Genomic DNA, 17531 nt, shown 5'->3' on the forward strand with positions numbered 1-17531 from the left:
GCCGTGCCCCAATCGACGGTGGCGAGCCAGCCGGCATTGCAATGGGTCAGGATATTGACCGGCTGGCCCTGGGGCTTGCCGGCGGCGGCCTGTTCGATGAGCCGCAATCCATGCCCGCCGATGCCCTTGTTGATGGCGACGTCTTCCTCGCAGATCTCGGCCGCGAGACGGCGGGCGAGGTCGGCGCGCTGCAAGGCGGGCTGGTTCCGCAAGGCCTCGCGGACCCGATCCAGGGCCCAGCGCAGATTGATCGCGGTCGGGCGGGTCGCGGCCAGGAGGCCATGGGCCCGGTCGAGCGCGTCGTCGCCGGGATCGGCCTGCGCCGCCAGCCACAGGCCATAGGCGCCGGCGGCACCGATCAAGGGGGCGCCCCGGACCAGCATGTCGCGGATGGCCCGCGCCATCCCCTCGACGTCTCGCAGCCGGACGGTCTCGAAGGCGAAAGGCAGCTGGGTCTGGTCGATGATGCGCACGGAGCGCCCATCCGGGTCGGGCCAGATGGTTCGATTGGGCGCACCGCCAACTTTCATCGCCACTCCTTCAGCCGGATCCGATCGCTCGGCAGACTATTCCAAGGTCTTGGTGTGATTAAGAGAATGATCACGAGAGAAAACGGCAAGCAACATTGAACGTCCGACCAATAAGCCGCGGCGACCTCACTGGGAATCGCGATCCGTTGTCAGCGGTTCGGTGCCCAATATACGGCCGGTTCCCAGGGAATTGAGGCTTTCTTCAGCCTTATTGACCTAAAAAACTCGTCTCGCGGGACAATTTTGGTATCGCGGCGATCAGGGACCACCGCCGCTGCCAGCAGGGGGACGCGTGAAGGGCATCGTTTTCAATCTGCTTGAAGAAGTGGTGATCGCGCATCACGGCGAGGATACCTGGGACACGCTGCTGGATGCGGCAGGTCTCGACGGCACTTATACCTCGCTCGGCAGTTACCCGGACGGCGATATCGGCAAGCTGGTCGCGGTCGCCGCCAAGGCGCTGGGCATCTCAGAGATCGAGGTGCAGCGCTGGTTCGGGCGGGAAGCCATGCCCCTCCTGGCGAAGCGTTATCCCGGTTTCTTCACGCCGCACAATTCCGCGCGCAATTTCATCGTCAGCGTGAACAACATCATTCATCCGGAGGTCCGCAAGGTCTATCCGGGCGCCGACGTGCCGACCTTCGAGTTCAAGCCGGCCGAGGATGGGAGCCTGGTGATGGGCTACCACTCGCTCCGTCGCCTCTGTGCGCTGGCGCAGGGCTTCATCGAAGGCGCCGCCGTTCATTTCCACGAAACCGCCGAGGTCGACCACCTCGAATGCATGCATCACGGCAAGGCGCAATGCACCATGCGCATCACCTTCAGCCAGGCCGCCTGATCGACCCATGGACGGATCCATTGCAGATCACGCCGTAGAGACGGACAAGCTGCGTCGACGTCTCGATCGCGAGCGCAGGGCTCGCGTCGAGGCGGAGGGCATCGCCGAGCGCGGCTTGCGCGAGCTTTACGAGAAGCAGAAGCAGCTCGAGTTGCTGGAGGCCGTCGCGGTCTTCGCCAACCAGGCCGCATCGGTACGCGACGCGCTCAGATTCGCCATCGCCCGGATATGCGAATTCACCGGCTGGCCTTTGGGCCATGTCTGCTTGGTGGAGGCCGTCGACGCGACCCCCTGCATGGTCTCGACCAACATCTGGTGCGGCGCTGAAGCCAAAAGCTTGCAGGGTTTCCACCAGGAGACGGACAGGATGCGATATCTGTCGGGGGTTGGCTTGCCCGGCCGGGTGCTCGCCACCGGCACGCCCACCTGGATTGTCGACGTGGCGACCGACGAAGGGTTTATCCACACCAAGTCGGCGCAAGCCGCGGGTCTCAAATCCGCCTTCGGCTTTCCGGTCATGGTCCATACCGAAGTGGCCGCCGTGCTGGAGTTCTTCTCCGACACCCAGCTGCAGCCGGACACCACCTTGCTGTGGCTCACGGCGCAGATCGGAACCCAGCTCGGGCGCGTGGTCGAGCGGCAGCGGTCGGATGAGAAGTTGATCCATGATGCCTCCCACGATCCGCTGACGGGGCTGCCCAACCGCGCGCTCTTCCTGGACCGGCTGACGCGGGCGATCGCGCGCAACAAACGCAATCCGGATGCGAACTTCGCGGTGCTCTTCGTCGATCTCGACCGCTTCAAGGTGGTCAATGACAGCCTCGGCCACCTGGCCGGCGACAGCCTCATCATCGAGGTGGCGACCCGTTTCCAGGCCTCGCTGCGCCAGACCGACATGGTCGCACGTCCCAATGCGGTGCCGGCGGGGCGCCTTCGCGCCGAGACCGTGGGTTCCGGCTTGGCGGGCGATGGCGGGAGCGAGACTTACGACACCCTGGCGCGCCTCGGCGGCGACGAGTTCACGGTGCTGCTGGACGACATCCAGGATTTGAGCGATGCGGTCCGTATCGCGGATCGCCTGCTGGCATCGCTGCGCCTGCCCTTCACGCTGCAGGAACAGGAAATCTATGTCGAGGCCAGCATCGGCATTGCCCTGAGCGCCACCGGTTACGCGGCGGCCGACGAGGTGCTGCGCGATGCCGACCTGGCCATGTACCGCGCCAAGGCGCTGGGCAAGAGCCGCTACGAAGTCTTCGACCGGACCATGCATGTGCAGGCGATGGGCCAGCTGGCGCTCGAGACCGACCTGCGCCGGGCCCTTCAGAACCAGGAATTCATCCTGCATTACCAGCCGATCGTCGATCTGCGCACGGGCGATATTACCGGACTCGAGGCCCTGGTGCGCTGGCAGAAATCCGAGACGGAGCTGATCTATCCGGGCGACTTCATCCCCGTCGCCGAGGACACCGGGCTCATCCTCCATCTGGGGATGTGGGTGCTGCGCGAAGCTTGCGAGCGGACACGGGCCTGGCAGCTGCAGTTTCCGCGCGAGCGGCCCTTGACGATCAGCATCAATGTATCGGGCCGTCAATTCGCGCAGCCGGATCTGGTGCCGCAGATCCGGCATATCATCGAGGACACCGGCATCGACCCGGAAACCGTCCGGCTGGAACTGACGGAAAGCGTGACGATGGCCAATGCGGAACGCGCGATCAGCGTGCTGGAGCAGCTGCGGTCCCTTGGCGTGCGCATCAGCATCGACGATTTCGGCACCGGCTATTCGTCGCTCAGCTATCTGCACCGCTTTCCCCTGGACGTGCTCAAGATCGACCGATCCTTCGTGCTGCAGATGGACAATGCGAAGGAGGGGCTTCAGATCGTTCACACGATCCTGAGCCTCGCCCGCAACTTGAAAATGGAAGTGGTCGCCGAGGGTGTCGAGACGGACAGGCATCTGAGCAAGCTGCGTGCGCTCGGCTGCGAAGCCGGGCAGGGCTACTATTTCTCCCGGCCGGTCAATGTCGCCGGCATTCAAACGCTCCTCGCCTCGCCGCCGGATTGGGGCTGCTGATTCCTGCGTGGGATTGTCGCGGGGCCGGTACCGGTCCCGCCGGAGCAGGAGTTCTCCAGTCCTGATCCGATCATTCTAGAGCCGCCTCGCCGGACCTTTTATGTAAGTCATGAAAGATCGGAAAGGGCGCTCTCCTTCTGCCTGTCCCCGTCTTAATTTGCGCGAATGCTGCGGCGCACCATTTGATGGAGGGAGGGGCATGGTGGAACTTCTTTCCTCCGCTTACATGGCCTGCGCCGGCGGTCGTCCTGAAACGGAAATGATTCGAGCGGCCCGGATGGGGCGATCCTGTGGTCCAGGCTCGTTGGATAGAGTTACCGATGACAAATCCGAGATCCTCATCGCGCCGGCGACCGCGGCTGATTTCCGCACTCGCAGCCATCGTCATCCTCGGCGGTGGTTATCTGATCTGGTGGCATAGCGGTTGGGCGCCGGGATCCGATGCCGCGACCGCGCCGCCGCCACCCCTTGCGATACCCGTCCAGATCGCCACCGCCACGACACGCGATGTGCCGCATTATCTGAATGGTCTCGGCACGGTGCAGGCTTTCAATACCGTCACCGTGAAACCCCGGGTCGATGGCGAGCTGCAGAAAGTGGCCTTCACCGAAGGTCAGACCGTGAAAACGGGCGATCTGCTGGCGATCGTCGACCCGCGACCTTTCCAGGCGGTTCTGGACGGGGCGGTCGCCAAGAAGGTGCAGGACGAAGCCCAGATCGCCAATGCGAAGCGCGATCTGCAGCGTTTCGAGGATCTCGCCAAGCAAGGCTATGCGGCCCAACAGCAGGACGATACGCAGCGCGCCCTCGTCGCCCAGCTCAATGCGCAGATCATCGGCGACCAGGCCGCGATCGACAACGCCCAGACACAGCTCGACTACACCACCATCACCTCGCCGATCGACGGACGGACGGGGATCCGGCTTGTCGATCAGGGCAACATCGTCCATGCGTCCGATCCCAACGGCCTGGTTGTGGTCACCCAGGTCGCGCCGATCTCCGTCATTTTCACCCTGCCCGAGGACGATCTGGATCCGGTGCGCAACGGAATGGCGAACGGCGACGTTTCCATCAGCGTCGTGAGCAGCGACGGCAGCAAGGAGATCGCGACGGGCAGGTTGGCGCTGATCGACAACGAGATCGACCAAACCACAGGAACGATTCGCCTGAAGGGTACCTTCTCCAACAAGGACGGCGCCCTCTGGCCCGGCGAGTTCGTGAATATCCGCCTGCTGGCCGATACGGAACGGAATGTGACGACGATCCCGGCGCCTGCGCTTCAACGGGGGCCGGATGGCTACTCGGTCTTCGTCGTCAAGGCCGATGGAACTGTGGATATCCGCAGGCTCAAGGTCGGGCAAATTGCCGATGGCGTTGCGGTGATCGAAGACGGCCTCGCCGCCGGGGAAAAGGTCGTAACCGCGGGGCAGTACCGCCTTCAGCTGGGTTCGCTGGTCGAGGACAGGAGTGCAGGAGCCGCGCCGGCAGTGGCACCCACGGTCGCATCCACTCAGAGTTCCAGCACAGCGCCCTAGGAAGACGCGATGGGAATTTCAAACGTCTTCATCCAACGCCCGGTCGCGACCTCGCTGCTGATGGCCGGGATGCTGCTGGTCGGAGTGGCGGCCTATCCGCTGTTGCCGGTTGCGCCCCTGCCGCAGGTGGAATTTCCGACCATCCAGGTGTCGGCACAGCTTCCGGGCGCCAGTCCGGAGACCATAGCCTCGTCGGTCACCCAGCCCCTGGAACGCCAGATCGGCCAAATCCCCGGCGTCACGCAGATGACGTCGAGCAGCACGCTCGGCAACAGCGCCATCACCGTCCAGTTCAATCTCAGCCGCAACATCGACGGGGCGGCGCAGGATGTGCAGACGGCGATCAATGCCGCGGGCGGCCAGTTGCCACAAGATCTGCCATCGCCGCCGACCTATCGCAAGGTCAACCCGGCGGATTCGCCGATCGTCGTTCTGTCGTTGACATCCGACACCTTGCCGCTGACCACGATCGACGACTATGCCGAGAATATCGTGGCTCAGCAGATCAGCCAGATCTCGGGCGTCGCCCAGGTGAGCATCGGCGGACAGCAGAAACCCGCGGTGCGGGTCCAGATCGATCCGGAGAAGATCGCATCGCTCGGCCTGTCTCTCGAGGATGTGCGGGCGAGCCTGGTCAATGCCACCACCAACAGCGCCAAGGGCACGATCGACGGCGCCACGCGGACCTTCACGATCTACGACAACGATCAGGTGCTCAAGGCCGAGCCCTGGAACGACATCATCGTCGCCTACCGGAATGGCGCCCCGGTTCGGGTCCGGGACATCGGTCAAGCCATAGACGGCCCGGAGAACGACAAGCTCGCGGCCTGGGCGAACGGCACGCGGGCCATTCTGCTTCCGGTCTATAAGCAACCGGGCGCCAATGTCATCGATACGGTGGCACAGATCGAGAAGGCATTGCCTCGGCTTCGGGCCGCGATTCCGGCCTCGATCAAGATCGCGGTGCCGGTCGACCGGACCCAGACCATCCGGGCCTCCATCTCGGACATCCAGTTCACCCTGGTCCTCTCCATCACCCTCGTGGTGCTGGTGATCTTCATCTTCCTGCGGAGTCTCTGGGCCACGGCCATCCCCAGCGTGACCGTGCCGCTGGCGCTGGCCGCGACCGCCGCTCTGATGTATCCGCTGGGTTACAGCCTCGACAATCTGTCGCTGATGGCTCTCACGATATCGGTGGGCTTCATCGTCGACGATGCGATCGTGATGCTGGAGAACATCCAACGCCATATCGAGGCAGGCCTGACGCCGATGCAGGCCGCGATCAAGGGATCGGGTGAAATCGGCTTCACCATCGTCTCGATCAGCCTGTCGTTGGTGGCCGTGTTCATTCCCTTGCTGCTGATGGGTGGGATCGTCGGCCGGCTGTTTCATGAGTTCGCCGTCACAGTGACCATGACCATTCTGGTCTCGGCCGTGGTGTCGCTCACCGTGACGCCGATGATGGCTTCGCGCGTCCTGCGCGGCGAGGCCGGTGTCAAGCATGGGCGCCTCTACCGGATGTCGGAGCATGCCTTCGACGCGCTACTGAACGCCTATCACCGGACCCTTGACCAGGCGCTCGCCCATCGCCGGATCACGCTCGCGGTCTTCTTCGCGACCCTGCTGGCCACGGGCTACGTGTTCGTGGCGATCCCCAAGGGGTTCTTCCCGCAACAGGATACCGGCTTCATCTTCGGCACCTCGGAAGCCGCCCAGGACATTTCCTTCGCGAATATGCGCGAGCACCAACTCGCGTTGGCCAAAATCGTCACGCAGGACCCGGCGGTCGCGAACGTCCTGATGAGCATCGGCTCGGGCGGCGCCCAGACTCAGAACAACGGCCGCATGTTCATCGCCTTGAAGCCGCAGAATCAGCGGGATGTTTCGGCCGATCAGGTGATCCGGCGGCTTCAGCCGAAGCTCGCCCAGATCGAAGGAGCGGCGCTCTTTCTGCAGGTCGCACAGGACATCAATGTCGGTGGCCGCTTGTCGCGTACCCAGTACCAGTACACGCTGCAGGACGCGGATCTGAACGAGCTCAATGAATGGGCCCCGAAACTGCAGGCGAAGATGAAGACCCTGCCGGAGCTTCGCGACGTGGCAACCGATCAACAGACCGGCGGCGCGACTCTGACCGTGACGATCGATCGCGACCAGGCATCGCGCTTTGGCATCGAACCGCAATTGATCGACGACACGCTCAACGATGCCTATGGGCAACGGCAAGTGGCGCAATACTTCACCCAGCTGAACAGCTACCACGTGGTCATGGAGGTGACTCCCGATCAGGCCGCGAGCCCGAGGGATCTCAGCGGCCTTTATCTGCATTCCCCGACGACGGGGCAGCAGGTGCCTCTGCTATCCCTCGTCAAATGGACGACGATGCCGACGGCCTTCCTGTCGATCAATCACCAGGCGCAGTTCCCGGCGGTCACGCTTTCCTTCAACTTGGCACCGGGCGCCGCCCTCAGCCAGGCGACAGCGGCGATAACCGCGGCCGAGGCGCAGATGAACATTCCCTCGACCGTGATCGGCACTTTCCAGGGCAATGCCCAGGCCTTTCAGACCTCGCTCGCCAGCGAGCCCTATCTCATCGCCGCGGCGATCGTCGTCATCTACATCATCCTGGGCGTACTCTATGAGAGCTACATCCATCCGCTGACGATTCTGTCGACCTTGCCGTCCGCGGCACTGGGCGCGCTCACCACACTGATGATCTTCGGTTTCGATTTCAGCCTGATCGCGCTGATCGGCGTGCTGCTGCTGATCGGCATCGTCAAGAAGAACGGCATCATGCTGGTCGATTTCGCCATCGAGGCGGAACGACATCGAGGGCTGGATCCGGTCGCCGCCGTCCGCGAAGCCTGCCTGCTTCGCTTCCGGCCGATCATCATGACGACGATGGCCGCTATGCTCGGCGGTGTTCCGTTGATGCTGGGAACCGGGACCGGGTCGGAGATTCGCCAACCCTTGGGTTTCGCCATCGTCGGCGGCCTCATCGTCAGCCAGGCGCTGACGCTCTATACGACGCCCGTCGTTTATATCTATCTGGACCAGCTCGGCGCCTGGCTCCGGCGGCTGCGCGCCGGTGGGACGGCGGCCGAAGCAACGGCCCACGCGCCCGCGGAGTAGGGCGGCCTGACGGCTTCAGCCGCGTTTGCGCCAGCCGGGCTTTCCCCGCCCCCCGACGAAGCCGGCCTTCACCCGCTGCTTGAGCAACGGGCGCGGGCGGAAGCGTTCGCCATAGGCGTCGTGCAGGATCTCATGCACCTGCAGGCAGAGATGAGAGCTGGTGGCATCCATCAGCTCGAATGGGCCCATCGGATGGCCCAGCGCCAGCTTGCAGGCGAGATCGATATCCTCCGGGCTGGCAACACCTTCCTCGACCAGCCGAATGGCCTCGATGACAAAGGCATGGAGCATGCGATTGACGGCGAAACCGGTGACGTCCTTGATCAATACGGTCGTCTTGCCGACCTCCTCGCAGAGCTCGCGCACGCGCGCGACGATCTCGGGCGCGGTGCCGAAGGCCGGAATCACCTCGACCAGCTTCATCCGCGAGACCGGCGAGAAATAATGCGTGCCGAGGAACCGTGACCGGCGCCCTTCGCCGACATAGGAGGCGAGGGTCGAGATCGGAATCGTCGAGGTGTTGCTGGCAATGATGCAATCCGCCCGGCAGACACGGTCGAGCCCGCGGAAGATCCCGGCCTTGGCCGCTTCCTCCTCGAACACCGCCTCGGTGATGAAGTCGCAGTCCGAGAGACTGTCGAGATCCGTCGCGGTGGCAAGCCGCGCGAAGACCGCCTCCTTCTGCTCCGGCTGATAGAGTCCGCGGGCGATGCCCTTCCTGACCAGGGTCAGGAGCCGTTCCGACGCAGCGGCAAGGCGTTCCTCGGTCTGATCGACCAGGTGCACCGGATAGCCGGCGAGGGCAAAGGTCAGCGCGATCTCGGCCCCCATCAAGCCGGCCCCGACCACGCCCACTTTGCGAATATCGTCTTTCATTCCTGTCCCCCTGCGGTTTCGATCGAACCCGTCCGATTCCGATCTTGCCGGCCTGTTCCCGAACGGGCCACACTGCCGCCGCTCGCGATCATAGAGCAATCGAAGCGACGCGAAGAAGGATCCGGCCCTTGCCGATGGATGAGAGCGAGACTAATCGCGGCACGATGGCGCCCCAGCATCCGGTCGACAAGCCGCGCCTGGAAGCCTGGCTGCGCGATCATGTCGAGGGCTTCCGCGGGCCCCTCGAGATCGAGCAGTTCCGGGGCGGCCAATCGAATCCAACCTATCGCCTGACCAGCCCCTCCGGACGTTATGTGCTGCGCCGGAAGCCGCCGGGTCATTTGCTGCCCAGCGCCCATGCGGTCGATCGCGAGTTCCGGGTGCTTGCGGGCCTGGCCGGGACGGGCGTGCCGGTCGCGCATGTCTATGCGCTCTGCGACGACCCGGGCGTCATCGGCAGCATGTTCTATGTCATGGATTATGTGGAAGGCCGTGTCTTCTGGGATCAGCGCTTGCCGGAACTCTCGCGGGCGGAGCGCGCGGCCGTTTTCGATTCCATGAATGATGCGATCGCGCGCCTGCACCGGATCGATCCCGCGGCGGTCGGCCTCGGCGATTATGGCCGGCCCGGCAATTATGTGGAGCGCCAGATCTCCCGCTGGTCGAAGCAATATATGGCCTCCGAGACGGAGGCCATTCCGGCGATGAACAGCCTGATCGAATGGTTGCCACGTCATCTGCCGCCGGAGGGAGAGACCCGGATCGTCCATGGCGATTATCGGATGGACAACATCATCTTCCACCCGAGCGAACCGAAGCTGCTCGCCGTCCTCGATTGGGAACTCTCCACCCTGGGCGATCCCCTCGTCGATTTCGCCTATCACGTCATGGCCTGGCGGATTCCGCCCGACCTGTTTCGCGGGCTGGCGGGGATCGATTTCCGTGGGCTCGGCATTCCCGAGGAAGCCGACTATGTCGCCGCCTATTGCCGGCGTACGGGTAAGCCGCGGATCGAGAATCTCGATTTCTACATCGCCTTCAGCAAGTTCCGGATCGCCGCCATCATGCAGGGCATCGCCAAGCGCGCCATCGACGGCACCGCGGCCAGCGCCCAGGCGGTCGAGGTCGGGCGCAAGGCCCGGCCGCTGGCGGAGATGGCCTGGTCGCTCGCCCGATCGATTGATCGCTGATTTCCAGGGGATTTGGCACGCCGCGCCATCCCGTTCGACAATTCATAACAATCGGTCTAGAAGAAAACGACCGTTTCCTAAGGTTTTTGCCAATCTCGATAACCTGATGTTATGAAGAACCTCCGCACCAAGCTGCCGCCCGTTACCAGCCTCGTGACTTTCGAGGCGGCGGCCCGGCTGGCCAATTTCACGCGCGCCGCTTCCGAGCTAGGGGTCACCCAGGCCGCGGTCAGCAAACAGATCCGCGGCCTGGAGGAATTTCTTGGCATCAAGCTGTTCGCGCGCGCCAATCGCGGGATCCAGGTGACGCCGCAGGGACGCCGCCTGTTGCATGCCGTCGTCAGCGGCCTCGATCACATCGCGACCATTGTCGACGAGCTGCGGCGGCCGGCGGGCCCGGCGCAGGTTTCCATCACCACGACCATCGCGCTCGCCTCTGTCTGGCTGATGCCGCGCGTCGCTGCTTTCCGCGCGATTCATCCGGAGATCGATCTGCGGATCATCGCGGCCGATCCGATCATGGATCTGGCAGCCGAGGGGATCGATCTCGGCATCCGTTACGGCATGGGACAGTGGGCCGGCATCACCGCCCAGCCGCTCTTCCATATTGATCTCTTTCCGGTCTGTAGCCCCTCCTATCTCGATCGTCATCCGCGGCCGCGCAATCCACACGATCTCCTCAGTGCCACCCTGCTTCATATCGACGAGCCGAATTCCCAGGATGCCGACTGGGCCGTGTGGTTCGCCGCGATGGGCATGGTGACGCCGCCTTTCACCGGCGGTCTGCATTTCAATAACTATCCGCTGCTGATCCAGGCGGCGTTGAACGGGCAGGGGATCGGCCTCGGCTGGGGCCATATCGTCGATGACCTGATCAAGTCCGGCACGTTGGTGCGGCCCATCGACAGCATGCGGCGGTTGAAGCCCGCGTTCTATCTGGTGGTGCCGACAGATCTGCCGGTGCGGGAGTCGGCGCAGATTTTCCATGACTGGCTGTTGGCCGACACAGCGCCGCTGCGCGCGTCGGAATCGCGCCGGCCGGCGCGGCTGGTTTCTGCCTGATCGTCAGGAAAATCGGCAGCCATCCTGCCTCGAAAGGCAGCGTTCGTCGGCTCTTTCATAACGTGCGGTTATCGTGCCGATGAGTATTTGTGCGGTTTTACGGCAGTAGCCCGCGATCTAGGTTATCGATGCGTCTCCAGCCAGGAGCCGCATCACTGCCTCGGGTCGCAACAGAGCCGAGACAGCTTCTTCGCGCGGGAGCTTGGCCCAGAGGGACAGGCTCCCGATGGACAACGATAACAGCCACCGCGACTGCGGCACGGATTGCGTGTCGGTTCCGGGCGGTGATGGGGGAGGTTCTCATGAAGAGTGCGAGACGAAAATTGACGGCGACCAGCGGCCTCGGCGCCCTGGCACTGATGGGATTTTTGAGTGCGTTCGCGATCGGCAATGCCGCCCAGGCGGACGATGCGCTGGCCCGGACCAAGGCCAAGGGCGTGCTCGAGGTCTGCGGTGTCGACGGCCTGCTGCCCTACTCCAGCTCCGACACAAACACGCCGGGCTTCGAGGTCGAGATCGCCCGCGCCATGGCGGCGAAGATGGGTGTGAAGGCCGAGTATAACTGGGTCACCTGGGACGCCTTGATCCCAGCTCTGACTTCGGGCCGTTGCGACGCGATCATCAACGGCCTGTTCATCACCGAAGAGCGACTGAAGGTGATCGATTTCACCGATCCCTATTACGCGTCGGGCGAGACTATTCTGGTCCTGAAGAGCGATGATTCGGTCCATAAGGTCGAAGACCTGAAGGACAAGAAGGTTGGCGCGCTGGCCGGCTCGGTCACCGTGCAATTCCTCGAGAAGGCCGGCATCAAGAATGTGGTGGTCTATCCCGACCAGAACACCATCATTCTCGAGCTCAACAACAAGCGTATCGACGCCACCTATCTCGAAGCGCCGTCAGCCGCCTGGGCGATCCAGAAGGACCCGACGCTGAACATCAAGGTGGTGCATGACTACATTCCCGAAGAGCGATGGAATGCCGGCGTCGGCGTCCGCAAGGAAGACACCGCTCTCAAAGCCGAGCTGAATACGGTGATCGCCGCCCTGATCGCGGATGGCACCATCTCCAAGATCCTGGAGAAGTACGGCATTCCCTTCTTCCCGCCCAAGAGCTGAGAAGGTAGGGCCGCCAGTTGGACAGCGTTCAGGAGCCTAGCCTCTTCGAGCAGGTCATGCCTTTCCTGCTCAAGGGCGCGGTGGTGACGGTGGAGCTCTCCGTCGTCGCCATGGCGATTGCGCTGGTCCTGGGATTGATCGCGGCTCTGGCTCGGTTGAGCCGGAGCCGCATCGCCCGGATCATCGCCACGATCTATGTCGAGGTCATCCGCGGCACGCCGCTCCTGGTGCAGCTCTTCATCGTCTATTACGGCCTGCCGTCCTACGGCATCCGCCTCGAAGCCTTTACCGCCGGCGTCATCACGCTCGGGATCCATTACGGCGCTTATCTCTCCGAGGCCTATCGGGCGGGTATCCTCTCGATCGACAAGGGGCAATGGGAGGCGGCGGCTTCGATCGGCATGACCCGCACCCAGATCATGCGCGACATCATCCTGCGCCAGGCGATCCGTGTGATCCTGCCGACCATCGGCAATTATTTCATTTCGATGCTGAAGGACTCCGCCCTGACGGCGACGATCTCGCTCTCCGAGCTGCTCCGCGCCGGACAGCTGCGGATCGCCATCACCTTCCGCGCCATGGATATCTATCTCATGGTCGCAGCCATTTATCTGCTCCTGAGCTACCCCTTCTCGCTGATGTTGCGGCGGTTGGAAGCGAAAGCGTCGCGCGGCCATGGCACGCAATCCTGACGGCTCCTACTCGACCGAGCACTGCGCGCCGATCCTTTCGGTCGAGCGGCTGCGCAAGCGCTTCGGCATCCTCGAGGCCCTGGCCGGCGTCGATCTGACCATCCTGCAGGGCGAAGTGGTGGTCGTCATCGGTCCCAGCGGCTCGGGCAAGAGCACGCTGCTGCGCTGCATGAACCTGCTCGAGGTGCCCGATGAGGGCTCGCTGGCCATCGGCGGCGAAGTCATCTGGCAGCGCGATGCCGGCGCAGCCGCGGTGCGCCTCAAGGATGTCGACCGCGCGGCCCTGCGCGCCCGGCGCCGGACAGCCATGGTGTTCCAGCGCTTCAATCTGTTCCCGCATCTGACGGCACTGCGCAACGTCATGATCGGGCCGATCAAGGTCAAGGGCGAGAAGCCGGCCGAGGCGGAACGCAAGGCCCGCGCGTTGCTGGAGCAGGTGGGTCTGGCCGACAAGGCCGCCGCCTATCCGATCGAGCTTTCGGGCGGGCAGCAACAGCGGGTCGCGATCGCGCGCGCTCTCGCCCTCAAGCCCGAGATCATGCTGTTCGACGAGCCGACCTCGGCGCTCGATCCGGAGCTGGTGGGCGAGGTCCTGCGGGTGATGAAGCAGCTCGCCCGCGACGGCATGACCAAGGTGGTAGTGACCCACGAGATGGGCTTCGCCCGCGAGGTCGGCGACCGGATCATCATGATGGATGAGGGCCGGATCATCGAAATGGGCACGCCCGAGCAGATTTTCACCAACCCCAGGCAGGACCGGACCAAGGCTTTTCTGCGTCGCCTGCTCGAAGGCAATGCGCCGCCGCCGGTCCCGGTGACGTCTCCGACCAACACCTCAATTCTGAATGGTGTCGCGTGAATCTCGATCCCGTCACTCTCAATGTCTTCATCAGCGCCTTCCATGCCGTCGCCGAAGAGATGGGCGTCAATCTGCTGCGCTCGGCTCATTCGACCATCATTCGCGAGGCGCGTGACTGTTCGTGCGCTTTGCTGGACTGGGAAGGACGGATCATCTCGGAAGCCGAGCATATCCCAGTGCAGATGAGCTCGCTCTCGCTGCCGATGAAGGCCTGCTTGAGGAAGTATGGCGGCAAGATCAAGCCGGGCGAGATCTTCGTCACCAACGATCCCTATATCGGCGGCCAGCATCTTCAGGACATCACCATCTTCTCGCCGATCTTCGCCGGTAAGCAGCTCCTGGGCTTCGCCGGCAGCATCGCGCACCACGTCGATATCGGCGGCGGCTCGGCCGGGCTGACCCTGGGTGCGCGCGAGTTCTATGAAGAGGGCCTGCGCTTCACGGCGATGAAGTTCAATCGCCGCGAGGATTTCGCCAAGAACGGCATCTTCTACGATATCGTCCACAGCAACTTCCGCGCCCCCAAGGTCACCTGGGGTGATCTCCAGGCACAACTGGCTGCCAACGAAGTCGGCCGCCGCCGGATCCTCGAGCTGGTCGAGCGTTACGGCCTGCCGACGGTGAAGGGTTATATGGGCGCGGCGATGGACTATTCCGAACGCCGGATGCGGGCCGCCATCGCCGAGATCCCGGATGGCCGCTACACCGCCGAGGACAGCATTGACGACACCATCGGCAACGACAAGCCGGTGCCGATCCGGGTCGCGGTCGAGGTCAAAGGCGAGACGATCCATGTCGATTTCGCCGGGACTGCGCCGCAGATCGCCGAATTCCTAAATGTGCCGCTGGGCTCGACCTATTCCAGCACCTACAGCGCCATCAAGATGGCGCTGACCTCGGGCAGCGACGCCATCCCGGCCAATGACGGCTGCTATCGCCCGATCACGATCGACGTGCCCTATGGCTCGATCCTCAATCCGGCGCCGCCGGCGGCGGTGCGGGCGCGCATGTGCGGTGCCTATCGCGCCTTCGACGCCGTGCTGACCGCGTTGCAGCAGGCGCTGCCGGCACGGATCGCAGGGCTGGGCTTCCATGCCAACACGACCGTCGGCCTCACCCAGCGACGCGAGGACGAGTTCAGCATCTTCATCGAGGATATCGGCGGGGGCTGGGGCGGCAACCCACTGCGCGACGGGGCCGACATGCTGGACGCGCCCCTCTCCAACTGCCTGATCACGCCGATCGAGGCGATCGAGCTCGACCATCCCTTCATCCTGATGCGCCGTTACGAGCTGCTCCCCGATACCGGTGGCGCTGGCGCCCATCGCGGCGGGCTCGGCTCGGTGCGCGAATATGAGGTGCTGGAGGATGGCGTTGAGCTCTTCGGCTATTCCGACCGCCATCGTTTCGCGCCGCGCGGTACGGCCGGCGGCGGGGCGGGGAGCACCGGCGCCTTCTCGGTCTTGCGCGATGGCGCGGAGATCAAGCTGCCTTCCAAGGCGCGCCATGCGCTGCTGAAGGGCGATCTGGTCCGGATCGTGGTGGGCGGCGGTGGCGGCTTCGGCAATCCGGCCGACCGATCGGTCGAGGCCATTCTCGAGGATCTGCGCGAAGGCAAGCAGTCGCCGGCGGCGGCGCTGCGTCTTTATCCGCAGGTGAAACCGCATCTGGCAGGGCAGCGGACGTGAACATCATGCAGGGCGGACAATTCGACATCGGCATCGATGTCGGCGGCACCTTCACCGACGTGGTGATGGTGGGGGCGGGCGGGGAGTTGCAGGTCGTGAAGGGCCTGACCACGCCGGACGACCAGTCGATCGGCGCGGTCGATACGGTCGCGATGCTCAACCAGCCGATGGCGCAGCTGCGTTCCATCATCCACGGCACCACGGTCGCAACCAACGCCATCCTGGAGCGCAAGGGCGCGCGGACGGCTCTGGTGACGACCCGCGGTTTCCGCGATGTGCTCGAGCTGCAACGCCAGGACCGCGACAATATCTGGGACCTGTTCTCGCGCAAGGTGGAGGCGCTGGTGCCGCGGTGCCTGCGGTTCGAGATCGACGAGCGCATCATGGCGGATGGCCGGATCGAGCATCCGTTGGAGGAGACCCAGTTCGCCGCCCTGGCCAAGCAGCTGACCGAGGCGGGCGCCCAGGCGGTGGTCATTGCCTTCCTCAACGCCTATGCGAACCCGGCGCATGAGCAGCGCGTCGAGGCGCTGCTGAGTGCCGCTTTGCCCGGCGTCTATGTGGTCCGTTCCAGCCGGATCGCGCCGCATTTCCGGGAGTATGAGCGCACCAGCACGACCGCGATCTCGGCCTATGTCGGTCCGAAGATCTCGGGCTATCTGTCGCGTTTTCGCGGACGCTTCGTCGATCGCGGTTTCGGCGGCGAGATTTTCGTGATGGGCTCGGGCGGCGGCGTGCTGCCACTTGATACGGCGAGCCAGTATGCCGCCACCACCTGCCTCTCGGGGCCAGCGGGCGGCGTCCTCGCGACCACGCGGCTCGCCAAGGAGAAGGCGCTGCCGAACCTGATCTCCTTCGACATGGGCGGCACCAGTACCGATGTCTGCCTGCTGGCGGACTCCCATGCCACCACCTCGACCCGGGCGCGGATCGACGGGCTGCCGATCTCGCTGCCGATGTTCGCGATCGAGACGGTCAGCGCCGGCGGTGGCTCGATCGCTTCGATCGACGCCGGCGGCTTGTTGCGCGTGGGCCCGCGCAGTGCCGGCTCCAAGCCGGGGCCGGCCTGCTATGGCCGCGGCGGCAAGGAGCCGACCGTGACCGACGCGCTTTGCCTGGTCGGATTGCTCCGGGCCGAAAGCTTCTTCGGCGGGCGCATGCAGCTCGATCTGAAGGCGGCTGAGACGGCACTGGCACCGGTCGCGACTCAGCTCGGCGACAAGCCGGCCGATGCCGCGGCGAAGGTCCTGACCATCGCCAATATCAAGATGGCCAACACCGTGCGCATGGTCGCGGTCCGCGAGGGCCGCGATGCGCGCGACTTCGCCATCGTCGCTTTCGGCGGGGCGGGGCCGCTTCATGCCTGCCAGGTGGCCGAGGAGCTCAACATCACCCATGTGGTGGTGCCGCAGTTCCCGGGCGCCTTCTCGGCCTATGGGCTGCTCTCGGCCGATCTCAAGCGCGACTATATGCGCACCCGGATCACGCCGCTGTCGCGCGTTGAGGACGAGACGCTGCGGGGCTGGTTGAAGGAGTTGCAGGACGAGGCCAGCGCCGAGATGGCGGCCATCGCCAGCGGCCGGCAGATCTATTGGCGCTATCAGCTCGATCTGCGCTATGCGGGCCAGGCCTCGGAGCTGGTCGTGCCGTTGACCAACCTGGCGCGCCTCAAGCGCTCCACGGTGATCGGCCTCTTCCACAAGCTGCATGCCGACAAATACGGCTTCGCCGACCGCGATGCCGAGGTCGAGCTGGTCAATCTTCGGCTCGAGGGCTATGCGACCGTCGAGCCGCCGGCCATGCCGCCGGCGGAAAAGCGGCGCGTCGGCGCTCCGCGTGGCGAGAGCCATCCGGTCTCGCTGCCGGGGGCGGGAAAATGCCTGTTCCTCCGGCGAGAGGAATTGCTGGCCGGCGACCAGCTGGAGGGACCGGCCGTCGTC

Annotated in this window: 12 protein-coding genes and 1 pseudogene; 11 read left to right on the forward strand and 2 right to left on the reverse strand. The window is 64.4% G+C overall.

Annotated features, from left to right (window positions below; translation table 11 throughout):
* Window positions 1-530 (reverse strand): annotated as a pseudogene (locus ACREE8_RS20530) (S-methyl-5-thioribose-1-phosphate isomerase); the annotation flags it as partial.
* Between the two features lie 292 nt (window positions 531-822).
* Between ACREE8_RS20530 and ACREE8_RS20535 the strand changes: the two are divergent.
* The 4 genes from ACREE8_RS20535 (at window position 823) to ACREE8_RS20550 (ending at window position 8106) form a co-directional block, all read left to right on the forward strand.
* On the forward strand, window positions 823-1368 hold the full coding sequence (locus ACREE8_RS20535) for a heme NO-binding domain-containing protein (protein ID WP_431574878.1): 546 nt from the start codon (window positions 823-825) through the stop codon (window positions 1366-1368).
* Window positions 1369-1375: 7 nt separating this feature from the next.
* Entirely contained in the window at window positions 1376-3439 is a 2064-nt protein-coding gene (locus tag ACREE8_RS20540; protein ID WP_431574879.1) for a bifunctional diguanylate cyclase/phosphodiesterase, read from the forward strand.
* Between the two features lie 320 nt (window positions 3440-3759).
* Entirely contained in the window at window positions 3760-4974 is a 1215-nt protein-coding gene (locus ACREE8_RS20545; RefSeq protein WP_431574880.1) for an efflux RND transporter periplasmic adaptor subunit, read from the forward strand.
* A 9-nt stretch (window positions 4975-4983) separates the two neighbouring features.
* The gene (locus ACREE8_RS20550) at window positions 4984-8106 is read left to right on the forward strand and encodes a multidrug efflux RND transporter permease subunit (protein ID WP_431574881.1); all 3123 of its coding nucleotides are present in this window, start codon (window positions 4984-4986) and stop codon (window positions 8104-8106) included.
* A 15-nt stretch (window positions 8107-8121) separates the two neighbouring features.
* Here ACREE8_RS20550 and ACREE8_RS20555 read toward each other — a convergent pair whose 3' ends face one another.
* Window positions 8122-8982, reverse strand: coding sequence for a 3-hydroxyacyl-CoA dehydrogenase family protein (locus ACREE8_RS20555; RefSeq protein WP_431574882.1), 861 nt, complete (start codon window positions 8980-8982; stop codon window positions 8122-8124).
* A 134-nt stretch (window positions 8983-9116) separates the two neighbouring features.
* Here ACREE8_RS20555 and ACREE8_RS20560 point away from each other — a divergent pair, with 134 nt between their 5' ends.
* From ACREE8_RS20560 to ACREE8_RS20590, 7 genes are all read left to right on the forward strand, one after another.
* Window positions 9117-10172, forward strand: a complete 1056-nt coding sequence (locus ACREE8_RS20560) for a phosphotransferase family protein (RefSeq protein ID WP_431574883.1) — start codon at window positions 9117-9119, stop codon at window positions 10170-10172.
* 111 nt (window positions 10173-10283) lie between these two features.
* Window positions 10284-11234 (forward strand): LysR substrate-binding domain-containing protein, encoded by a 951-nt coding sequence (locus tag ACREE8_RS20565; RefSeq protein WP_431574884.1) that lies wholly within the window; start codon window positions 10284-10286, stop codon window positions 11232-11234.
* A gap of 302 nt (window positions 11235-11536) precedes the next feature.
* Entirely contained in the window at window positions 11537-12352 is an 816-nt protein-coding gene (locus ACREE8_RS20570) for a substrate-binding periplasmic protein (protein WP_431574885.1), read from the forward strand.
* A 17-nt stretch (window positions 12353-12369) separates the two neighbouring features.
* Window positions 12370-13044, forward strand: coding sequence for an amino acid ABC transporter permease (locus ACREE8_RS20575; RefSeq protein WP_431574886.1), 675 nt, complete (start codon window positions 12370-12372; stop codon window positions 13042-13044).
* Window positions 13028-13903 (forward strand): amino acid ABC transporter ATP-binding protein, encoded by an 876-nt coding sequence (locus tag ACREE8_RS20580; RefSeq protein ID WP_431574887.1) that lies wholly within the window; start codon window positions 13028-13030, stop codon window positions 13901-13903. The genes ACREE8_RS20575 and ACREE8_RS20580 overlap by 17 nt, the downstream gene beginning before the upstream one ends.
* Window positions 13900-15591, forward strand: a complete 1692-nt coding sequence (locus ACREE8_RS20585; RefSeq protein WP_431574888.1) for a hydantoinase B/oxoprolinase family protein — start codon at window positions 13900-13902, stop codon at window positions 15589-15591. The genes ACREE8_RS20580 and ACREE8_RS20585 overlap by 4 nt, the downstream gene beginning before the upstream one ends.
* Before the next feature lie 5 nt (window positions 15592-15596).
* On the forward strand, window positions 15597-17531 hold a 1935-nt coding region (locus tag ACREE8_RS20590; RefSeq protein ID WP_431574889.1), incomplete at its 3' end, for a hydantoinase/oxoprolinase family protein.

It is taken from the genome of Hypericibacter sp. (assembly GCF_050729195.1).
Lineage (GTDB): Bacteria > Pseudomonadota > Alphaproteobacteria > Dongiales > Dongiaceae > Hypericibacter.

Excerpts from the sequence above, each read along its gene's own strand:
- ACREE8_RS20560 (WP_431574883.1), top strand. The coding sequence starts at position 9,117 with ATGGATGAGAGCGAGACTAATCGCGGCACGATGGCGCCCCAGCATCCG.
- ACREE8_RS20555 (WP_431574882.1), bottom strand. The coding sequence starts at position 8,982 with ATGAAAGACGATATTCGCAAAGTGGGCGTGGTCGGGGCCGGCTTGATG.
- ACREE8_RS20550 (WP_431574881.1), top strand. The coding sequence starts at position 4,984 with ATGGGAATTTCAAACGTCTTCATCCAACGCCCGGTCGCGACCTCGCTG.
- ACREE8_RS20565 (WP_431574884.1), top strand. The coding sequence starts at position 10,284 with ATGAAGAACCTCCGCACCAAGCTGCCGCCCGTTACCAGCCTCGTGACT.
- ACREE8_RS20545 (WP_431574880.1), top strand. The coding sequence starts at position 3,760 with ATGACAAATCCGAGATCCTCATCGCGCCGGCGACCGCGGCTGATTTCC.
- ACREE8_RS20540 (WP_431574879.1), top strand. The coding sequence starts at position 1,376 with ATGGACGGATCCATTGCAGATCACGCCGTAGAGACGGACAAGCTGCGT.
- ACREE8_RS20570 (WP_431574885.1), top strand. The coding sequence starts at position 11,537 with ATGAAGAGTGCGAGACGAAAATTGACGGCGACCAGCGGCCTCGGCGCC.
- ACREE8_RS20580 (WP_431574887.1), top strand. The coding sequence starts at position 13,028 with ATGGCACGCAATCCTGACGGCTCCTACTCGACCGAGCACTGCGCGCCG.